The 15823-nt window shown below is 62.6% G+C and carries 13 protein-coding genes; 8 read left to right on the forward strand and 5 right to left on the reverse strand.

The features are described from left to right. Positions 1-226 precede the first annotated feature (226 nt). From CQ020_RS20170 to CQ020_RS20185, 4 genes are all read right to left on the reverse strand, one after another. Positions 227-1120, reverse strand: a complete 894-nt coding sequence (locus CQ020_RS20170) for a glucose 1-dehydrogenase (RefSeq protein ID WP_105693556.1) — start codon at positions 1118-1120, stop codon at positions 227-229. A 179-nt stretch (positions 1121-1299) separates the two neighbouring features. Then, on the reverse strand, positions 1300-2133 hold the full coding sequence (locus tag CQ020_RS20175) for an alpha/beta fold hydrolase (RefSeq protein ID WP_105693558.1): 834 nt from the start codon (positions 2131-2133) through the stop codon (positions 1300-1302). A gap of 60 nt (positions 2134-2193) precedes the next feature. Further along, positions 2194-3048, reverse strand: a complete 855-nt coding sequence (locus CQ020_RS20180) for an alpha/beta fold hydrolase (RefSeq protein WP_105693560.1) — start codon at positions 3046-3048, stop codon at positions 2194-2196. Between the two features lie 9 nt (positions 3049-3057). Next, positions 3058-3960, reverse strand: coding sequence for an alpha/beta fold hydrolase (locus tag CQ020_RS20185; RefSeq protein WP_105693562.1), 903 nt, complete (start codon positions 3958-3960; stop codon positions 3058-3060). 75 nt (positions 3961-4035) lie between these two features. Between CQ020_RS20185 and lysS the strand changes: the two genes are divergently transcribed. The 4 genes from lysS to CQ020_RS20200 all read left to right on the forward strand — a co-directional run bounded on the left by lysS (position 4036) and on the right by CQ020_RS20200 (position 9051). Then, positions 4036-5565: a lysine--tRNA ligase gene (lysS, locus tag CQ020_RS20190; protein WP_105693564.1), complete on the forward strand. Its 1530-nt coding sequence runs from the start codon at positions 4036-4038 to the stop codon at positions 5563-5565. Positions 5566-5567: 2 nt separating this feature from the next. After that, the gene (locus tag CQ020_RS24255; protein ID WP_011772935.1) at positions 5568-5741 is read left to right on the forward strand and encodes a hypothetical protein; all 174 of its coding nucleotides are present in this window, start codon (positions 5568-5570) and stop codon (positions 5739-5741) included. A 129-nt stretch (positions 5742-5870) separates the two neighbouring features. Beyond that, a complete protein-coding gene (locus CQ020_RS20195; RefSeq protein WP_105693566.1) occupies positions 5871-6197 on the forward strand; it encodes an Lsr2 family protein in 327 nt (108 codons plus the stop codon). 361 nt (positions 6198-6558) lie between these two features. Continuing rightward, positions 6559-9051 carry an ATP-dependent Clp protease ATP-binding subunit gene (locus CQ020_RS20200; RefSeq protein ID WP_024818989.1) on the forward strand — a complete coding sequence of 831 codons (2493 nt, stop codon included), beginning with the start codon at positions 6559-6561 and terminating at the stop codon, positions 9049-9051. Positions 9052-9135: 84 nt separating this feature from the next. On the opposite strand, the gene CQ020_RS20205 is transcribed toward CQ020_RS20200, so the two are convergent. After that, positions 9136-9831 carry a TetR/AcrR family transcriptional regulator gene (locus CQ020_RS20205; protein WP_105693569.1) on the reverse strand — a complete coding sequence of 232 codons (696 nt, stop codon included), beginning with the start codon at positions 9829-9831 and terminating at the stop codon, positions 9136-9138. A 103-nt stretch (positions 9832-9934) separates the two neighbouring features. Here CQ020_RS20205 and CQ020_RS20210 point away from each other — a divergent pair, with 103 nt between their 5' ends. The 4 genes from CQ020_RS20210 (at position 9935) to CQ020_RS20225 (ending at position 15812) form a co-directional block, all read left to right on the forward strand. Next, on the forward strand, positions 9935-11152 hold the full coding sequence (locus tag CQ020_RS20210; RefSeq protein WP_105693571.1) for a glycosyltransferase: 1218 nt from the start codon (positions 9935-9937) through the stop codon (positions 11150-11152). A gap of 132 nt (positions 11153-11284) precedes the next feature. Further along, positions 11285-13387, forward strand: coding sequence for an alpha/beta fold hydrolase (locus CQ020_RS20215; protein WP_181151972.1), 2103 nt, complete (start codon positions 11285-11287; stop codon positions 13385-13387). Positions 13388-13685: 298 nt separating this feature from the next. Further along, the gene (locus CQ020_RS20220; protein WP_105693575.1) at positions 13686-14195 is read left to right on the forward strand and encodes an amino-acid N-acetyltransferase; all 510 of its coding nucleotides are present in this window, start codon (positions 13686-13688) and stop codon (positions 14193-14195) included. A 168-nt stretch (positions 14196-14363) separates the two neighbouring features. Further along, on the forward strand, positions 14364-15812 hold the full coding sequence (locus CQ020_RS20225) for an FAD-binding oxidoreductase (protein WP_105693577.1): 1449 nt from the start codon (positions 14364-14366) through the stop codon (positions 15810-15812). Positions 15813-15823 lie beyond the last annotated feature (11 nt).

The raw sequence follows: 15823 nt of genomic DNA on the forward strand, positions 1-15823 counted from the left end.
GAACCCGGAAGCTAAGACCCACAGCGCCGATGGTACTGCACCCGGGAGGGTGTGGGAGAGTAGGACACCGCCGGACATAAATTGAGAAGAGCCCCAGCCACTGGCTGGGGCTCTTCGTCTTTAACAAACAAGTTCGTCGCCAGCTTTGGGGGACGAGCTTCCCCGTGTATGCGGGAACAAGCCCGCCCCCTTAGAAAGCGATGCCGACGATTTCATCGCCCGGGGGCTACGGAGTGGGGCTACCGCCGTTGACGTTGAGCGTTTCGCCGATCACGTAGCTGGACTCCGGTGAGGCCAGGAAGACATACGCCGGAGCCAATTCCGCGGGCTGGCCGGCGCGGCCCAGGGGAGTGGACTGCCCGAACTCCGGCAGTTCTTCCTTGGGCTGGCCGCTGCTGACTTGCAGGGGTGTCCAGATGGGCCCAGGCGCTACGGCATTGACCCGTATGCCCTTGGGGGCGAGCTGCTGCGCTAGTCCCTTGGTGAAGTTGTTGATGCTCGCCTTGGTGGTGGCGTAGTCCACCAGCGTCGGCGACGGGTTATAGGCCTGGATGGACGTGGTGTTGATAATTGTGGACCCCGCAGGTAGGTGGGGGAGCGCCGCCTTGGTCAGCCAGAACATGGCGTACACGTTGGTCTTCTGAGTATGGTCGAACTGTTCATCCGTGATGTCGGTCAGGTTTTCCTGAGCCACCTGCTTGCCGGCGTTGTTGACCAGGATGTCCACTCCTCCGAGGACAGCAACGGCGGTATCCACCACTTCCTGGCACGTGGCGGAGTCCTTGAGATCTCCGGGTACCTTTACGGCCTTACGGCCGGCTGCTTCGATGAGTGCGGCAATCCGTGCTGCGTCTTCTTCCTCTTCAGGCAGGTAGGAAAGGACGACGTCTGCTCCTTCCCGGGCGAAAGCGATGGCTGTGGCGGCGCCGATACCCGAGTCCGCTCCGGTGACGATCGCCTTGCGGCCTTCCAGGCGTCCCGTCCCACGGTAGCTCTCTTCACCAAGGTCTGCCTTGGGCGTCAGCTCGGCGTCGAGGCCGGGCTCGGGCTGGTGCTGTATGGGTGGTGAGATCTGTTCGTAGGCGGTCACAGGGTTTCGGAATGTGTACTGATCAGTCATGGTGCTCCTCCTGTTGCCGAGGTCTGGGACACGTAAGACGGCCGCCGGGAAAGTAAACCGGTCACCGCCTGCCCCCTCAAAAGGTAAGGGGGCTTATGAATTACAGCCTAGGGGTGGGAGGAGCAATCTGCCAAGCGACGTCTGGTGCAGTAAGTACGGCCCGAACGCTGCCGGCGATCCTAACCCGAGAAGAACTCCGACAGCTCCGCGATCAGCTTGTCCGGGGCTTTGATGGGTCCGTCATGCCCGGACCCGGGGAGGATGGTGTAGCTGGATCCGGAAAGGATGTCGTGGATCTGGCCGCACGCAACACCGAAGTATGCGGGGCTCTTTTCGCCCACCACAATCAGCGTCTCCAGGGGCAGCTCAAGGAACGGTTCAGCAGGCATGTCTGCGGCGATGACGGCTTTGATTTCGCGGACACCGCAGGTCATCAGCTCCCGCATCTGTTTGCCCAACGGCGTCCCGGCGGCAAGCTTGTTGGCCAGGGTTAACATGGACAAAGGCATCCGGGCGAAGGTGCCGCCGGTCTCCACTCCCTTGATGAGGATGGCGAGGGCGCGATCATAGTCTCCCGCCGCCGTCGCGCGCTCATAGTCCGATGTCCAATCGGCTTTGACGCTGTGGTTGACGGAGACGGCGGGATCATACACAGCGAGGCGCTCCACCGGCAGGGTTCGAGCCGCATGCAGCGCAACCGCACCGCCGAAGCTGTGCCCGAAGACGTCTGTGCTGGAGGTGTGCTTCATGACATCGTGGAGGTCCCGAATGTCGGCTTCAAGCGTGTAATCCTCGGACTGCGGGGACGAATCACCGCGCCCACGCCGGTTGAAGGTGTGGACGGGGCGGCCAAGGGCTTCGCTGAGCTTCTGAGCGAAGCGCATGTAGTCAGTGGCCGTCACCATGGAGGCAGGAACGACGACAACGCCGGAGCCTGCCGCTGCCAGCTCACCGCCGGTGGTGAGTACTTCGAGGTGTCCGCCGTCGTGGGTCATGATGATGTCGCGCGTCATGACTTGAGCCTAACCGAGCGACCTGACTGCGGGCATCATGCCGGACCCTATGTGGACAACTCAGCTCTTGAAGTAGTCCGAAATGTCTGAGACCAACTCATTGACCGCGGCTGGAACAGAGCCGTGAAAACCCTTGGGTGAGACTTCCAAGGTGCTGCCGGGAACGGCCCTGTTCAGGCGTGCGGCTGCCACCTTGTAGAACTGCGGGCTCTTCTTACCCACCATGAAGTGCGTGTTGGGAGGCAGCACGGAGAAGTCCCGTGGGGTCTCGGACTCATCGAACGCTGCTTTGAGTTCGCCGACGCCGGTAGGCATGAGCTCACGGAAAAGCTTGTTGACTGTGGTTCGTGACACCACGGCCATGAGTCCGGCCAAAATGGGTTCAGGCACGCGGGCAAGGGCAGTACCCGCCTCCATGCCGCGCTTCATCTTGGCCATGGCCCTGTTGATGTCACCTGCATTGACGGACTCCTCGAATCCCTTGACCCACCCGGTGTCCATGCTGCCGTCGATATTCACCGCGGCGTCGTAGACGGCCAGTCTGTCCGGCTGGTGGGAGCTCCCCGCGAACTCCTGTGCTGCGTTCAGAGCCACCGAACCGCCCAGGCTGTGCCCCAGAATGTTCCGGGCGCCGGTGGCATCCATAACTGTCCTGACGTCCGCGATCTCCGTGGCCATGGAGTAGTTATGGGGTTGCTCGGTTGACTTGCCCCGGCCACGGCGGTCGTACACGTCCACGGCCCAGCCTTCACCGAGTCCCTTGGACAAGGCTATGGAGAATGGACGGTAGATCAGTGCGGTCAGGAAGGCCCCTCCAATGAGCACCACGCGGCGTTCGCCGGGTGCGTCCTCGGTGCCATAGCTGTACAAGGCGAGATTGCCGCCGTCGTGCGTTCTGATGTCCTGTTCCTTCACCGGAACATCCTAGGGGGCACTGCTGGCTTCTTCCTGCACGGCGTTCTCTGACAGGAACCGGGCGATCCGGGAAGCGAGCCGCTTTCCGGGCCGGAGCGGACCTTCATGGAACTGCAGCGGCACAACCGCGAAAGTGATCGCAGGTACGGCCCCGGCCAAAATCCGGCCGGTCTCTGCGAAGTAGGACGGACTCCAGCCACCGCTGAGCATCAGCGTGGGAGTAGAGAGCTTTACGAAGTCATGAAGGTGGGCGTCGGCGTCCAGAACCGCGCGCATTTCCGTGACCGCGGTAGGTAGCAGGGAACGCATCTCCAAGCCGAGCCGGGTCCGGGCCGAGAGGACACTGAGTGCACGCAGCGCACCCATGGGCAGGTAGGAAATCGGTCCAGCGGTCCCCAGCCCTTGCACCAGGTGGGCCCACGCATGATCCAGCTGGCCGGCGGTTACGGCTTCCTCGAGCTCGGGCCGCCAGCGACTGCTGAGGTTGCCGGAGAGCGACACGGCGGCGTCGTAGGTCACCAGCTTGTTGATCCTGGCCTGGCGGGCGGCCTGCAGGGCCACGAATCCGCCATAACTGTGGGCCACCACATCCGTGGAGCCGCTCTGTTCCATGACCGTTAGCAGGTCCGCGATCTCGGTGCCCACGGAGTAGCCCTGTGGCTGTGGAGCGGAATGGCCCCGGCCGCGCCTGTTATAGCTGTGCACGGGACGCCCCAGCATAACGCTCAGCGTCCGCGCGAACGGCCAGTACAGCGAGTCGGTCACCAACGTGCCATGCACCAGCACGACGCCGGTTGGTTCGGCAGGTGATTTCGAGCCCGGAATGGAAGCGGCTACTGAACCAGACGGCCGGAAGGTGTGCACCTCAAGCTGTCCGCCGCCGTCGTCCGTTTCCACCGTCCACGTCTCCACAGCCCGAGTCTATGCGTTTCCCTGATCTGGACGCCCGGAAGTAAAGGTCCGTAATCACCGGTAAACTTAAGGACTGTGACTTCCGCAAACACCCCCGCCCTGAACACCTCCGCAGAGCCCATCGATGCCAGCGAGCAAATGCGCATCCGTATGGAGAAGCGCGCCAAGCTGATGGAGCGCGGCACCGAGGCCTATCCGGTGGGTGTTGAACGGACCCATTCCCTGAGCGAAATCCGCGGGAAATACGCACATCTGGAAGCCGATGAAACCACCGGCGACATGGTGGGCGTCACCGGGCGCGTCGTCTTCGTCCGCAACACCGGCAAGCTGTGCTTCGCAACCCTTCAGGAGGGCGGCGTGGACGGCAAGGGCGTGCGCCTGCAGGCCATGCTGAGCCTGGCCAATGTTGGCGAGGAGGCTCTGGCCGACTGGAAGGCCCTAGTTGACCTTGGCGACCACGTCTTTATCAAGGGCGAGGTCATCTCTTCCCGTCGCGGCGAGCTCTCGGTCATGGCCGAGTCCTGGTCCATGGCGTCCAAAGCCCTGCGGCCGCTGCCGGTCCTGCACGCGGAACTGAATGAAGAAACCCGCGTTCGGCAGCGCTACGTGGACCTCATGGTCCGTGACGAAGCCCGCGAAATGGTTTACAAGCGCGCAGCCATCACCCGTTCGGTCCGCGACACCCTTGACCGCCACGGCTACGTGGAGGTGGAAACCCCCATCCTGCAGCTGGTCCACGGCGGCGCTACGGCCCGTCCGTTCGAGACGCACATGAACGCGTTCGACCAGAAGATGACCTTGCGCATCGCCACTGAGCTCTTCCTTAAGCGCGCCGTTGTTGGTGGCATTGATCGCGTGTATGACATGGGCCGGGTCTTCCGCAACGAAGGCGTGGACTCCACCCACAGCCCCGAATTCACCACCCTCGAATGCTACGAAGCGTGGGCGGACCAGTTCGTCATGGCCGAGCGCATGAAGGAAATCATCCTGAATGTGGCCGACGTCGTAGGAACACGCACCATCCAGACGGACGCCGGGGAAATTAACCTCGACGGCGAATGGGCTTGGATTTCGGTGTACCCGGGTATTTCCGAAGCTGTGGGAATTGAAATTACTCCGGACACCACGGTGGATGAGTTGCTGGCAATTGCTGCCAAGCACGAGGTCAAGGTGGACCCCAAGTGGGACGCCGAGAAGATCGTTGTGGAACTGTTCGGCGAGATCGTGGAACCCACCCTGCTGAACCCCACGTTCGTCTACGACTACCCGCCCTCCGCCCAGCCGCTGGCACGCCCGCACCGTGAAGACGGCCGGCTCATCGAGGCCTGGGACCTGATTATTGGCGGTATGGAGCGCGGTACGGCGTTCTCCGAGCTCATTGATCCCGTGATCCAGCGTGAACGTCTGACGGAGCAGTCCCGCCGCTCCGCAGCAGGCGACGAGGAAGCCATGCAGCTGGACGAGGACTTCCTCCGCGCCCTTGAATACGGTGCACCGCCCATGGGTGGCATCGGGCTGGGCATTGACCGCCTGGTGATGTTGTTCACCGGTGCCGGTATCCGCGAAACCATCCTGTTCCCGTTGTTGAAGCCTGAAGGTCACTGATTATGGAGTACATCGCAGTCCTGGCGCCATCCATTGTGGTGGGATTGATCTTCTGGTTTGCCATGAAGTCGATCTTCAATGCGGACAAATCAGAACGGCAGGCCGAAGCCAAGGCGCAGGCCGAAGCGAATTTGAAAAATTCAGGCCCTGCGTCCGAGGGCCCGGCAGCTAAATAGCTTCAATTGGGTTCAGCTAACGGAAGAGAATCCAATTACACTTTGACGTGCGTGCTTGCCGTGAACGATAATCATCAAAGGAATCCGGGGAATTTCTGATTATCCAACCCTCCAAATGAGAGGCACCTCATGGCACAGAAAGTAAAAATCATCCTCGTCGATGACCTGGATGAAGGGGCCGCGGACGAAACTGTCCGTTTTGGCCTCGATGGCGTGAGCTACGAGATGGACCTGTCCACTGCCAACGCAGCCTCGCTGCGCACGGCATTGGAGCCCTACGTCGCAAAGGCCAGGAAGACTTCTTCCGGCCGTGCAACCCGGGGCCGTGCCACAGCCGCACGTAACCAGGATTCCGCGCAAATCCGCCAGTGGGCCCGTGACAACGGCTACACGGTCAACAGTCGCGGACGTATTCAGGCTGAAATTCAGGAAGCGTACCAAAAGGCCAATTCCTGATTCACCGCTGCAATGCCCCGGCAGTCACTGCCGGGGCATTGGCGTTTAAGCCGAAAGTTTATGGTCGCCGGTCCCGAGGCTTGGAATATCCTGTGAATCGCCGGCGACGGCAACGTTCGAATACCGGCACTAATGGGTTCCAACAAAGCCGCGGCCAGGGGCAGAGGGGAAATGCCTCCCACCGGCCGTAGCCATGTGCTGTCAGGCAGGGCGACAGGGTGACACCACGGACTGGCCGGGTCAAGGGCCTGAGCGGGATTTATTCCGCAATCACGTCATGTTTCCCCTGTGGCGAACACGCCCCAAAAGTGCTTCTCAGACACGTAGCATCAAAGTACGTCGTAGCTAGGAGTGTGGCGAAATGTTTGAGAGATTTACGGACCGTGCCCGTCGCGTGGTCGTCCTTGCCCAAGAAGAGGCACGGATGCTCAACCACAATTACATCGGTACCGAGCACATCCTCTTGGGTCTGATCCACGAGGGTGAAGGCGTTGCTGCCAAGGCGCTCGAGTCCCTGAGCATTTCGCTCGATGGCGTTCGTGAGCAGGTGCAGGAGATCATCGGTCAGGGCCAGCAAGCCCCGTCCGGTCACATCCCCTTCACACCGCGCGCCAAGAAGGTGCTTGAGCTTTCCCTCCGCGAAGCACTGCAGCTCGGCCACAATTACATTGGTACTGAGCACATCCTGCTCGGCCTCATTCGCGAAGGCGAAGGCGTGGCCGCCCAGGTGCTGGTGAAGCTTGGGGCAGACCTTAACAGGGTCCGTCAGCAGGTTATCCAGCTGCTCTCCGGCTACCAGGGCAAGGAGACCGCAGGCAGCGGCTCCGGCCAGGGCCAGCCGGAAGGTACTCCTGCCGGTTCGGTGGTGCTCGACCAGTTCGGACGCAACCTGACCCAGGCTGCCCGCGAGAACAAGCTCGATCCAGTGATCGGCCGCGAGCAGGAGATGGAACGCGTCATGCAGGTCCTCTCCCGCCGAACCAAGAACAACCCGGTCCTGATCGGTGAGCCCGGCGTCGGTAAGACTGCCGTCGTAGAGGGCCTCGCCCAGGCGATCGTCCGGGGCGACGTCCCGGAGACCATCAAGGACAAGCAGCTGTACACGCTTGACCTCGGTTCCCTGGTTGCTGGTTCCCGCTACCGCGGTGACTTCGAAGAGCGCCTGAAGAAGGTTCTCAAGGAGATCCGCACCCGCGGCGACATCATCCTCTTCATTGACGAGATCCACACCCTGGTTGGTGCAGGTGCTGCTGAAGGCGCCATCGATGCTGCATCCATCCTGAAGCCGATGCTGGCCCGTGGTGAACTCCAGACCATCGGTGCCACCACGCTGGATGAGTACCGCAAGCACATTGAGAAGGACGCCGCCCTTGAGCGTCGCTTCCAGCCGATCCAGGTCAAGGAACCCTCCGTCGCTCACGCGATCGAGATCCTCAAGGGCCTGCGTGACCGTTACGAGGCACACCACCGCGTAACGATTACCGACGGCGCCCTGGCCTCCGCTGCGCAGCTGGCCGAACGCTACATCTCGGACCGCTTCCTGCCGGACAAGGCGATCGACCTCATCGATGAAGCCGGCGCACGCCTGCGCATCCGTCGCATGACTGCTCCGCCGGAGCTCAAGGCCATGGACGAGCGCATCGCTGACGTGAAGATGGAGAAGGAATCTGCCATCGACGCCCAGGACTTTGAGGGTGCTGCTTCGCTGCGCGACAAGGAGCAGAAGCTCATTGCCGAACGCGCCGAGAAGGAACGCACGTGGAAGTCCGGCGGCATGGACGACATCTCCGAGGTTGACGAGGACCTGATCGCTGAAGTTCTCGCGAACTCCACGGGCATCCCGGTCTTCAAGCTCACCGAGGAAGAGTCCTCGCGCCTGCTCAAGATGGAAGACGAACTGCACAAGCGCGTTGTCGGCCAGGACGAGGCCATCAAGGCACTGTCCCAGGCCATCCGCCGTACCCGTGCAGGCCTGAAGGACCCCAAGCGTCCGGGTGGCTCGTTCATCTTCGCCGGCCCCACCGGCGTCGGCAAGACCGAGCTCGCCAAGGCCCTTGCCGAGTTCCTGTTCGGTGAAGAGGACGCCCTCATCACGCTGGACATGTCCGAGTACTCCGAGAAGCACACGGTTTCGCGTCTCTTCGGTGCACCTCCGGGCTACGTCGGCTACGAAGAAGGCGGCCAGCTGACCGAGAAGGTCCGCAGGCGTCCGTTCTCCGTGGTCCTGTTCGACGAAGTGGAAAAGGCCCACGCGGACCTGTTCAACTCGCTGCTGCAGATTCTGGAAGACGGCCGACTGACCGACTCCCAGGGCCGCGTGGTGGACTTCAAGAACACCGTGATCATCATGACCACCAACCTTGGTACCCGCGACATCTCCAAGAGTGTGGCCACGGGCTTCCAGTCCGGCACGGACACCCAGACCGGTTACAACCGGATGCGGGCCCGGGTTACCGAAGAGCTCAAGCAGCACTTCCGTCCCGAGTTCCTCAACCGTGTTGACGACGTCGTGGTGTTCCCGCAGCTGACGCAGGACGAGATCATCGAGATCGTGGACCTGTTCGTGAACCGCCTGGAGCGTCGCCTCAAGGACAAGGACATGGGCATCGAGCTCACGCCCGCTGCCAAGGTTCTCCTGGCCACGCGTGGTTACGATCCCGCCATGGGTGCCCGGCCGCTGCGCCGCACCATCCAGCGCGAGATTGAGGACCAGCTGTCCGAGAAGATCCTGTTCGGTGAGATCCACGCCGGCGACATCGTAGTGGTGGACGTTGACGGCGAAGGTGACGAGGCCAAGTTCACGTTCGCAGGTAACGCCAAGCCGCGGATCCCGGAGATCGCTCCCACCGCGTAAGCGCAACAGCAAAAGCCCCGCCCGCTCCAGCAAAGGAGCAGGCGGGGCTTTCGCGTTGTATCAGGGCGGGAGGGTTTCGCTGCGCTAAGCGGGAATGCCGGCGCCCGCCAGATAATTCGTGATGGCGCTGGTGAATTGTTCGTCGACGTTGCCGGCGGCAGAGTGTCCTGCCATTGCTGCGGCCAGGTGAGGATATTCTCCGGCCTGGAGGGCCTCAACGAGGTGCTGGCCGGGGCGTGCGGGGCTTCCTTCGTCAGGACCCGCTGGTGGCAAGGAAGATAGTTCGTTTTGCACGAATGCCGACGTGATGGCTGACATCATGGCCACGATCTGGAGCTTTGCCGGGCCTGGAAGGTCCACCGGTGCCAGGGCAGCCAGAGCCGAGTCCAGGAAGCGCAGGGAGTTGGGGCCCATTGACGGGCGCGTCAGCAGCAGCGGCGCCAGCCAGGGGTGGCGGTGCATGATGCTGCGTCCCTGCTGCGCAAGGTTCAGGAGTCGCCCCCGAGGATGCTCTCCAACTACCTCGAATTGGTACTCTCCGGCGACTGCATCCATCATCAGTTCAACCAGTTCGTCGTGAGATTTCACGTACCGGTAGAGGGAGGCGGCGCCTGCACCTACTGTGGCTGCAACCCTGCGGATGGAGACCGCCGCCAAGCCTTCCTGATCGGCAATCCGGAGTGCCGCCGTCGCAATTCCGTTCCGGGAATGTTCCGGTTTCGGGCCGACGGCCGAGCGTTCAGGGCGCCGCCAGACGTCCGTGGGATCGTGGGCTGGCAATCCGGCACCGCCTTTCGTTCGGTTAGGTGGTTTGGTCTTGTTCCCATTTCACTATATTCTTGATTGCGAACGGTGATCGCAATTCCAGGAAAGCGGGGATAACATGCGGGTACTCATGGTGACACCAGGCACGCGGGGTGACGTTGTGCCCATGGCCGGGCTCGGGAGTCGTTTGCAGGGCCTGGGGTATGAGGTAGCCATCGCGGCCAACCCTGCCTACGCACCCCTGGTTGTTGAGTCCGGTTGCGAGTTCAGGCTGCTGCCCGGGGATCTGGAGGGGCTGATCAGGCAGCCGGCCCCCGGCGCCAAGGCATCATCCGCGGGCGTGGTCACCTTCTGGCGGAAACTCACTGAATACATGGGCGATGCCGCCACCGGAACCCTGGCTGCGGCCGAGGCTGGGGCCGACGTGATCTTGGCCAATTCGGTGGCGCCCTATGCGTACGACATTGCAGAAGCACTGGGCATTCCGGCCATCGGCGCACATTTGCAGCCCACGGAGCCGAGCGCAGCATATCCTCCGGTCATCATGAATTCGGCCCGGAGCCTCGGTGCGTGGGGAAATCGGATTATTGGTGAGCGCGCAGCTGCGGGTCCGGCTCCCTATGATGCCCCCAGTGCGCGCCTTCGCAAGGAGTTGGGGCTGGGCAGGCAGGGCCGCGCGGCCGGTGAGCGCCGTCGTCGTAAAGCGCACGCCACTATTCTTCACGGCATCAGCCCTTCGGTCCTGCCCCGGCCTGCGGATTGGCATCCCGGCCTGGTGATGGCTGGATACTGGTGGCCGGCCATGAAGGCGGACTGGCAGCCTCCGGCGGAACTAGTGGCGTTCCTTGCCGCGGGCCCGCCGCCCGTTTTCGTTGGTTTTGGAAGCAGCGCCCACATCGATCCCGCCCTCATCCTCGAAGCCACCGGACGTGCGGGGGTGAGGGCGGTTGTGCAGGGGGCCGAAGGGGAGCTGGGAGACGACTCGATCGGCGTCGGGAGCGTTCCCCATGAGTGGCTCTTTCCGCAGATGGCGGCCGTCGTTCATCATGCCGGCGCGGGAACGACGGCGGCTGGCTTCCGTTCAGGGGTACCGGCCATTGGCGTCCCGGTTTACACGGACCAGCCGCTCTGGGCGTCCCGGATCGCGTCGCTCGGGGCGGGTCCTCAGCCGATTCCCTACAAGAAGCTGACTCCGGAGCGCCTCGGTGACGCGATTGCGGAAGCTGTCAGCACGGCGTCGTACGCGCATCGGGCCGCGGAAGTGGCAGCTGCGATCGCCGCGGAGGATGGAACCGCGCCCGTGGTCGAGGCCCTGCGGAATCTGCCCACCAAGTAGCAGTAGAGCGCGTTTAGAGCACTCATAACGCGCTGTGCTGCGACTCAGTTGGGTGCGGGATATGTGAAAGTACTGTTTCACTGTAAGTGAACCACCCTGTGATCGGCGGCACATTACGTGTTGAATCGGAGCATGGACTCTGCTGACACTCAAACTCCGGGCGAGCAGCCCGAAACTGCTTTCCACGACATCGACCACTACCTCTCCATCCCGCGGGTTGGTGGCCTCACCCTCAGCCCCGACGGCAAGCGCCTGGTCACCACCGTGACCACGCTGAACGGCAAGGGAACCGAGTTTGCCACTGCGCTCTGGGAACTGGACCCCAGCGGCCGGAACCACGCCCGCCGTATCACCCGCAGTTCCAAGGGCGAGGCCGGCGCCGTCTTTGCCGCCAACGGCGACCTCTACTTCACCTCGGCGAGACCCGATCCGGACAGCCCCGACGCCGACCCCGTTAATGCGCTGTGGCTACTGCCCGCCGATGGGGGAGAGGCCCGCGTGGTGCACTCGCGTTCAGGCGGCATCGGTTCGGTGATGGCTGCAAAGGACGCCGATGCGACGTTCATCAACGCCGAGGTCCTGGCCGGGTCCACCGATGAGGCCAGCGATGAGGAACGCCGCAAGGCCCGCAAGGACAACAAGGTCTCGGCCATCCTGCACAGCGGCTACCCGGTCCGGTACTGGGACGCCGACCTTGGCCCCGCGGAGCCGCGGCTCTTCGCCGTGGAGCAGGGCGATGACAAGGAGCCCGGCAAGCCTTCCACAGTGGACGCCGCCGCGCCGCTCAAGCTCCGGAACCTAACGCCCGGCGTCGGCGGTTCGCTGCGCGAGGCCAAAACAGTGGTGAGCCCGGACGGCAAAACCATCTACACCAGCATGACCAAAGCGCTCGCGAAGGCTGACAGCCGCGAGGTACTCGCCGCCGTCGACGTGGCCACCGGCAACGTCAAGGTGCTGCTGGACCACGAGGGCATGAGCTACTTCCCGGGACCGGTAAGCCCGGACAACAGCACGCTGGTTGTTGAAAGCGAAAGCGATACGACACCCACCCAGGCTCCGCAAGTGAAGCTGCACCTCCTGAACGTCGCAAGCGGCGAGACCGCGGACCTGGAGCCACTCGCACACCATTGGGACCGCTGGGCTACGGTGCTTTCCTGGCTCCCTGACGGCAGCGCGGTCCTGGCGAAAGCGGACGACGACGGCGCGTCGCCGGTTTTCCGGATAAACGTCGCAGATGGCGCCGTCACGCGGGTGACGCAAGACGCCTCCGCCTATTCCGACGTCGTGGTTTCTCCTGACGGAACCACAGCGTATGCGCTGCGAAGCTCGTACGAGTTCCCTGCCGAAGCCGTGCGAATCGACCTCTCCAGCGGTAAGGTCGTGCGTTTGCAGGCGCCAGCGGACCGGCCCGCATACAAGGGCCGGTTGGAGCGGGTGGAAACCACAGCAGAGGATGGCTCGCGGGTGCCGGCGTACCTCGCCCTTCCGGAAAGCGCATCCGCAGACGCCCCTGCTCCGCTCCTGCTCTGGATCCACGGTGGACCGCTGGGCTCGTGGAATGCGTGGACGTGGCGTTGGAACCCCTGGCTGCTGGTGGCCAAAGGGTACGCCGTACTCCTTCCAGATCCTGCGCTTTCCACCGGTTACGGCCAGGAGTTCATTCAGCGCGGATGGGGTGAGTGGGGCAAGAAGCCGTACACGGACCTCATGGCCATCACTGATGCAGTGGTGGAGCGGGAGGACATTGACGAAACCCGGACCGCAGCGATGGGCGGATCCTTCGGCGGCTATATGGCCAACTGGGTGGCCGGCCAGACCGACCGCTTCAAGGCGATCGTCACCCATGCAAGCCTGTGGGCGCTGGACCAATTCGGTCCCACCACGGACGCGGCCCAGTACTGGCTCAAGGAAATGACCGTGGAGATGGCGATGGAGAACTCGCCGCACCTGAACGTGGGCAACATCAAGACGCCAATGCTGGTGATCCATGGCGACAAGGATTACCGGGTGCCGATCGGCGAAGGCCTGCGCCTTTGGTACGAGCTCCTGTCCTCATCGCAACTGCCGGCTGACGAGGACGGCCAAAGCCCGCACCGTTTCCTCTACTTCCCGGACGAGAACCACTGGATCCTGCAACCGCAGCACGCCAAGGTTTGGTACGGCGTGGTGGAACACTTCCTGGCGAAGCAGGTGCTCGGCGAGGACCTGCCGGTTCCTGAGGAGCTGGGGCTATAGAAGGCCTTCGTCAGCCCGCCGACATCCGGCGGATTGCGGCGGCGTAGGAGTCCAGGACTTCGAAGATGCCGCGGTGCTGCCACACGCGGTTACGGCCGCAGGGATGTGCGAGTCGATAGGTGTTGGCATGTCATTGCCTTACCAACACTTAGCGTCATAAGTGTTGGTAAGGGCCGTGATTTACATGCTTTAGGGGACTCTGCTTCTTGAACTTAAGGACGGCGTCCCTTGGCCTATCCTCGGTCATGTGTCGGAGCAAAATAGGCCCGGCACCTGTTCGTCTCGTTAGGATGGGGGAGTGAATTCGACCTTTAGCCTCCGCCCTGCCCGTACCAGCGATGTGGCGGCTATCAAGAGGCTTGTGGCGCCCTTGGCCGAGGAGCGGATTCTCATGGCCAAGGAGACTGTGGCGTATTACGAGAGCCTCCAGGAATTTCGGATCGCCGAGTCTGACGGCGGTGAAGTCATCGGCTGTGGAGCTTTGCATGTGATGTGGGAAGACCTGGCCGAAATCCGCACTCTCGCCGCAGCCGACTCCTGGCGTGGCCGGGGCGTGGGGCATGTTCTCGTGGAGGACCTGTTGAAGGAAGCGCGGGCGCTTGGCGTGAGCCGCGTGTTCTGCCTGACCTTCGAAGTGGACTTCTTCAGGCGCCACGGATTCGAAGTCATGGCTGACCAGTCGGCCGTGGATCCCCAGGTGTACTCCGAGCTGTTGCGCTCGCATGACGAGGGTGTGGCCGAGTTCCTGGATCTTGCCCGGGTGAAGCCCAACACCCTGGGCAACACCCGCATGATCAAGCAGCTCTAACACCCTTACACGGAACTCTCAGAGGTGATCTCCCCCGAGGGGGTGCGTTAATCAACCCTGCCCGATTATGCGTGATTTATTAGATCTTCACTTATATCCACTTGATGGATAAACTGATGGAGGCTTGCTGGGGAAGCTTCCACCACATCGGTCAATTGAGAGAAGATCATGCAGTCCCACGCGTCATTTTCAGATGTTTCAGAACTCCAACTCAGCGTGCACGGCCCCGTGTTCACGCCAGCCGATCCGGGATTTGCTCCCGAAGTCGCGGCCTTCAACCTCTCCACACAGCACCAACCTGCACTCGCCCTTGGCGCCCTCGATGCTGAGGACGTTTCCGCGGCTGTCCGCTGGGCCGCCGAGCGCGGCATGCCCGTCTCCGTCCAGTCCACGGGACACGGTGCCACCAATGCCATCGAAGGCGGCCTGCTCATCAGCACCCGCCGGATGCTTGAACTGAGCATCGATCCCATCGAGAAAACGGCCCGCGTTGGTGCCGGCGTCCGGTGGAAGGCCGTGGTGGAACTCGCCGCGACCTTCGGTTTGATGGGACTCTGCGGTTCCACAACCGACGTCGGGGTGGTGGGCTACACCCTGGGCGGCGGCTTGCCCATCCTGGGCCGCAAGTACGGCTTCGCTTCAGACCACGTCATTGCCTTTGAATTGGTCACCGCCGACGGCACACAACGCAGGGTGAGCAAAGACGAGAATCCGGAGCTGTTCTACCTCCTCCGTGGCGGCAAAGGAAACCTGGGAATCGTCACGGCCATGGAGTTCCACCTCTTCCCGGCAGATGATCTCTATGCCGGTGGGATGTACTTCGACGGCGGATATGCCCCTGAAGTCCTGAGGGCATTCCGGGAATGGGTGCCGTCTCTGCCAGTGGAGGCATCGGCGTCCATGGCGTTCCTTCGCCTTCCGGATATGGAAATGATTCCCGAGCCGCTGCGCGGAAAGTTCGTCATCCATCTCCGCTACGCCTACCAGGGCGATCCGCCAACCGCGTCCGAAGTGCTCCAGCCCATGCGCACCTGCGCCCCGTTCATGATGGATGCCACGGGACCTCTGAGTCCCACCCAATTCGACACGATCCACCAAGACCCGGACCAGCCGGTGCCGGTGCGGGAGCACGGTTTCCTGCTGGATCGCCTGGACGAGCAAACCGACGAAGCGTTGTTGCGTCACTTTGGGCCTGGGGTGGAAAGTCCGGTTTTGCTGGCGGAACTTCGTCTTCTGGGCGGCGCGTTGGCAAAAAGCGCGGACGGGGAAGACATTGTGGGTGGTCGCGACGCAGCATTCAGCTTCTTCATGGGTGCCATTGCCGTCCCTCCGGTCCTGGACATACTGCCATCCGTCTATAGCTCGGTCCACGAAGACCTCCGTCCGGCTGCGAATGCGGGGACGTTCGTCAATCTGCATGGCCATTTTGTGGATGCCGAAGACAGGGAAAAGCCGTGGCTTCCTGGCGCACGCGAACGGCTCAGGAAGGCGAAAGCGGAACTGGACCCGAAGAACATGTTCAGCTTCGGGCACGTTGTGGGGCTTCCGGTCATAGATCAGACCGTGCTGCTGGAGGACGTTGTGACAGCCGGCGGCGACGCCGTCCTGAACAGCTGAAGGGGATGCGG

It is taken from the genome of Arthrobacter sp. MYb23, from assembly GCF_002979775.1.
In the GTDB taxonomy this organism is placed as follows: Bacteria; Actinomycetota; Actinomycetes; order Actinomycetales; family Micrococcaceae; genus Arthrobacter.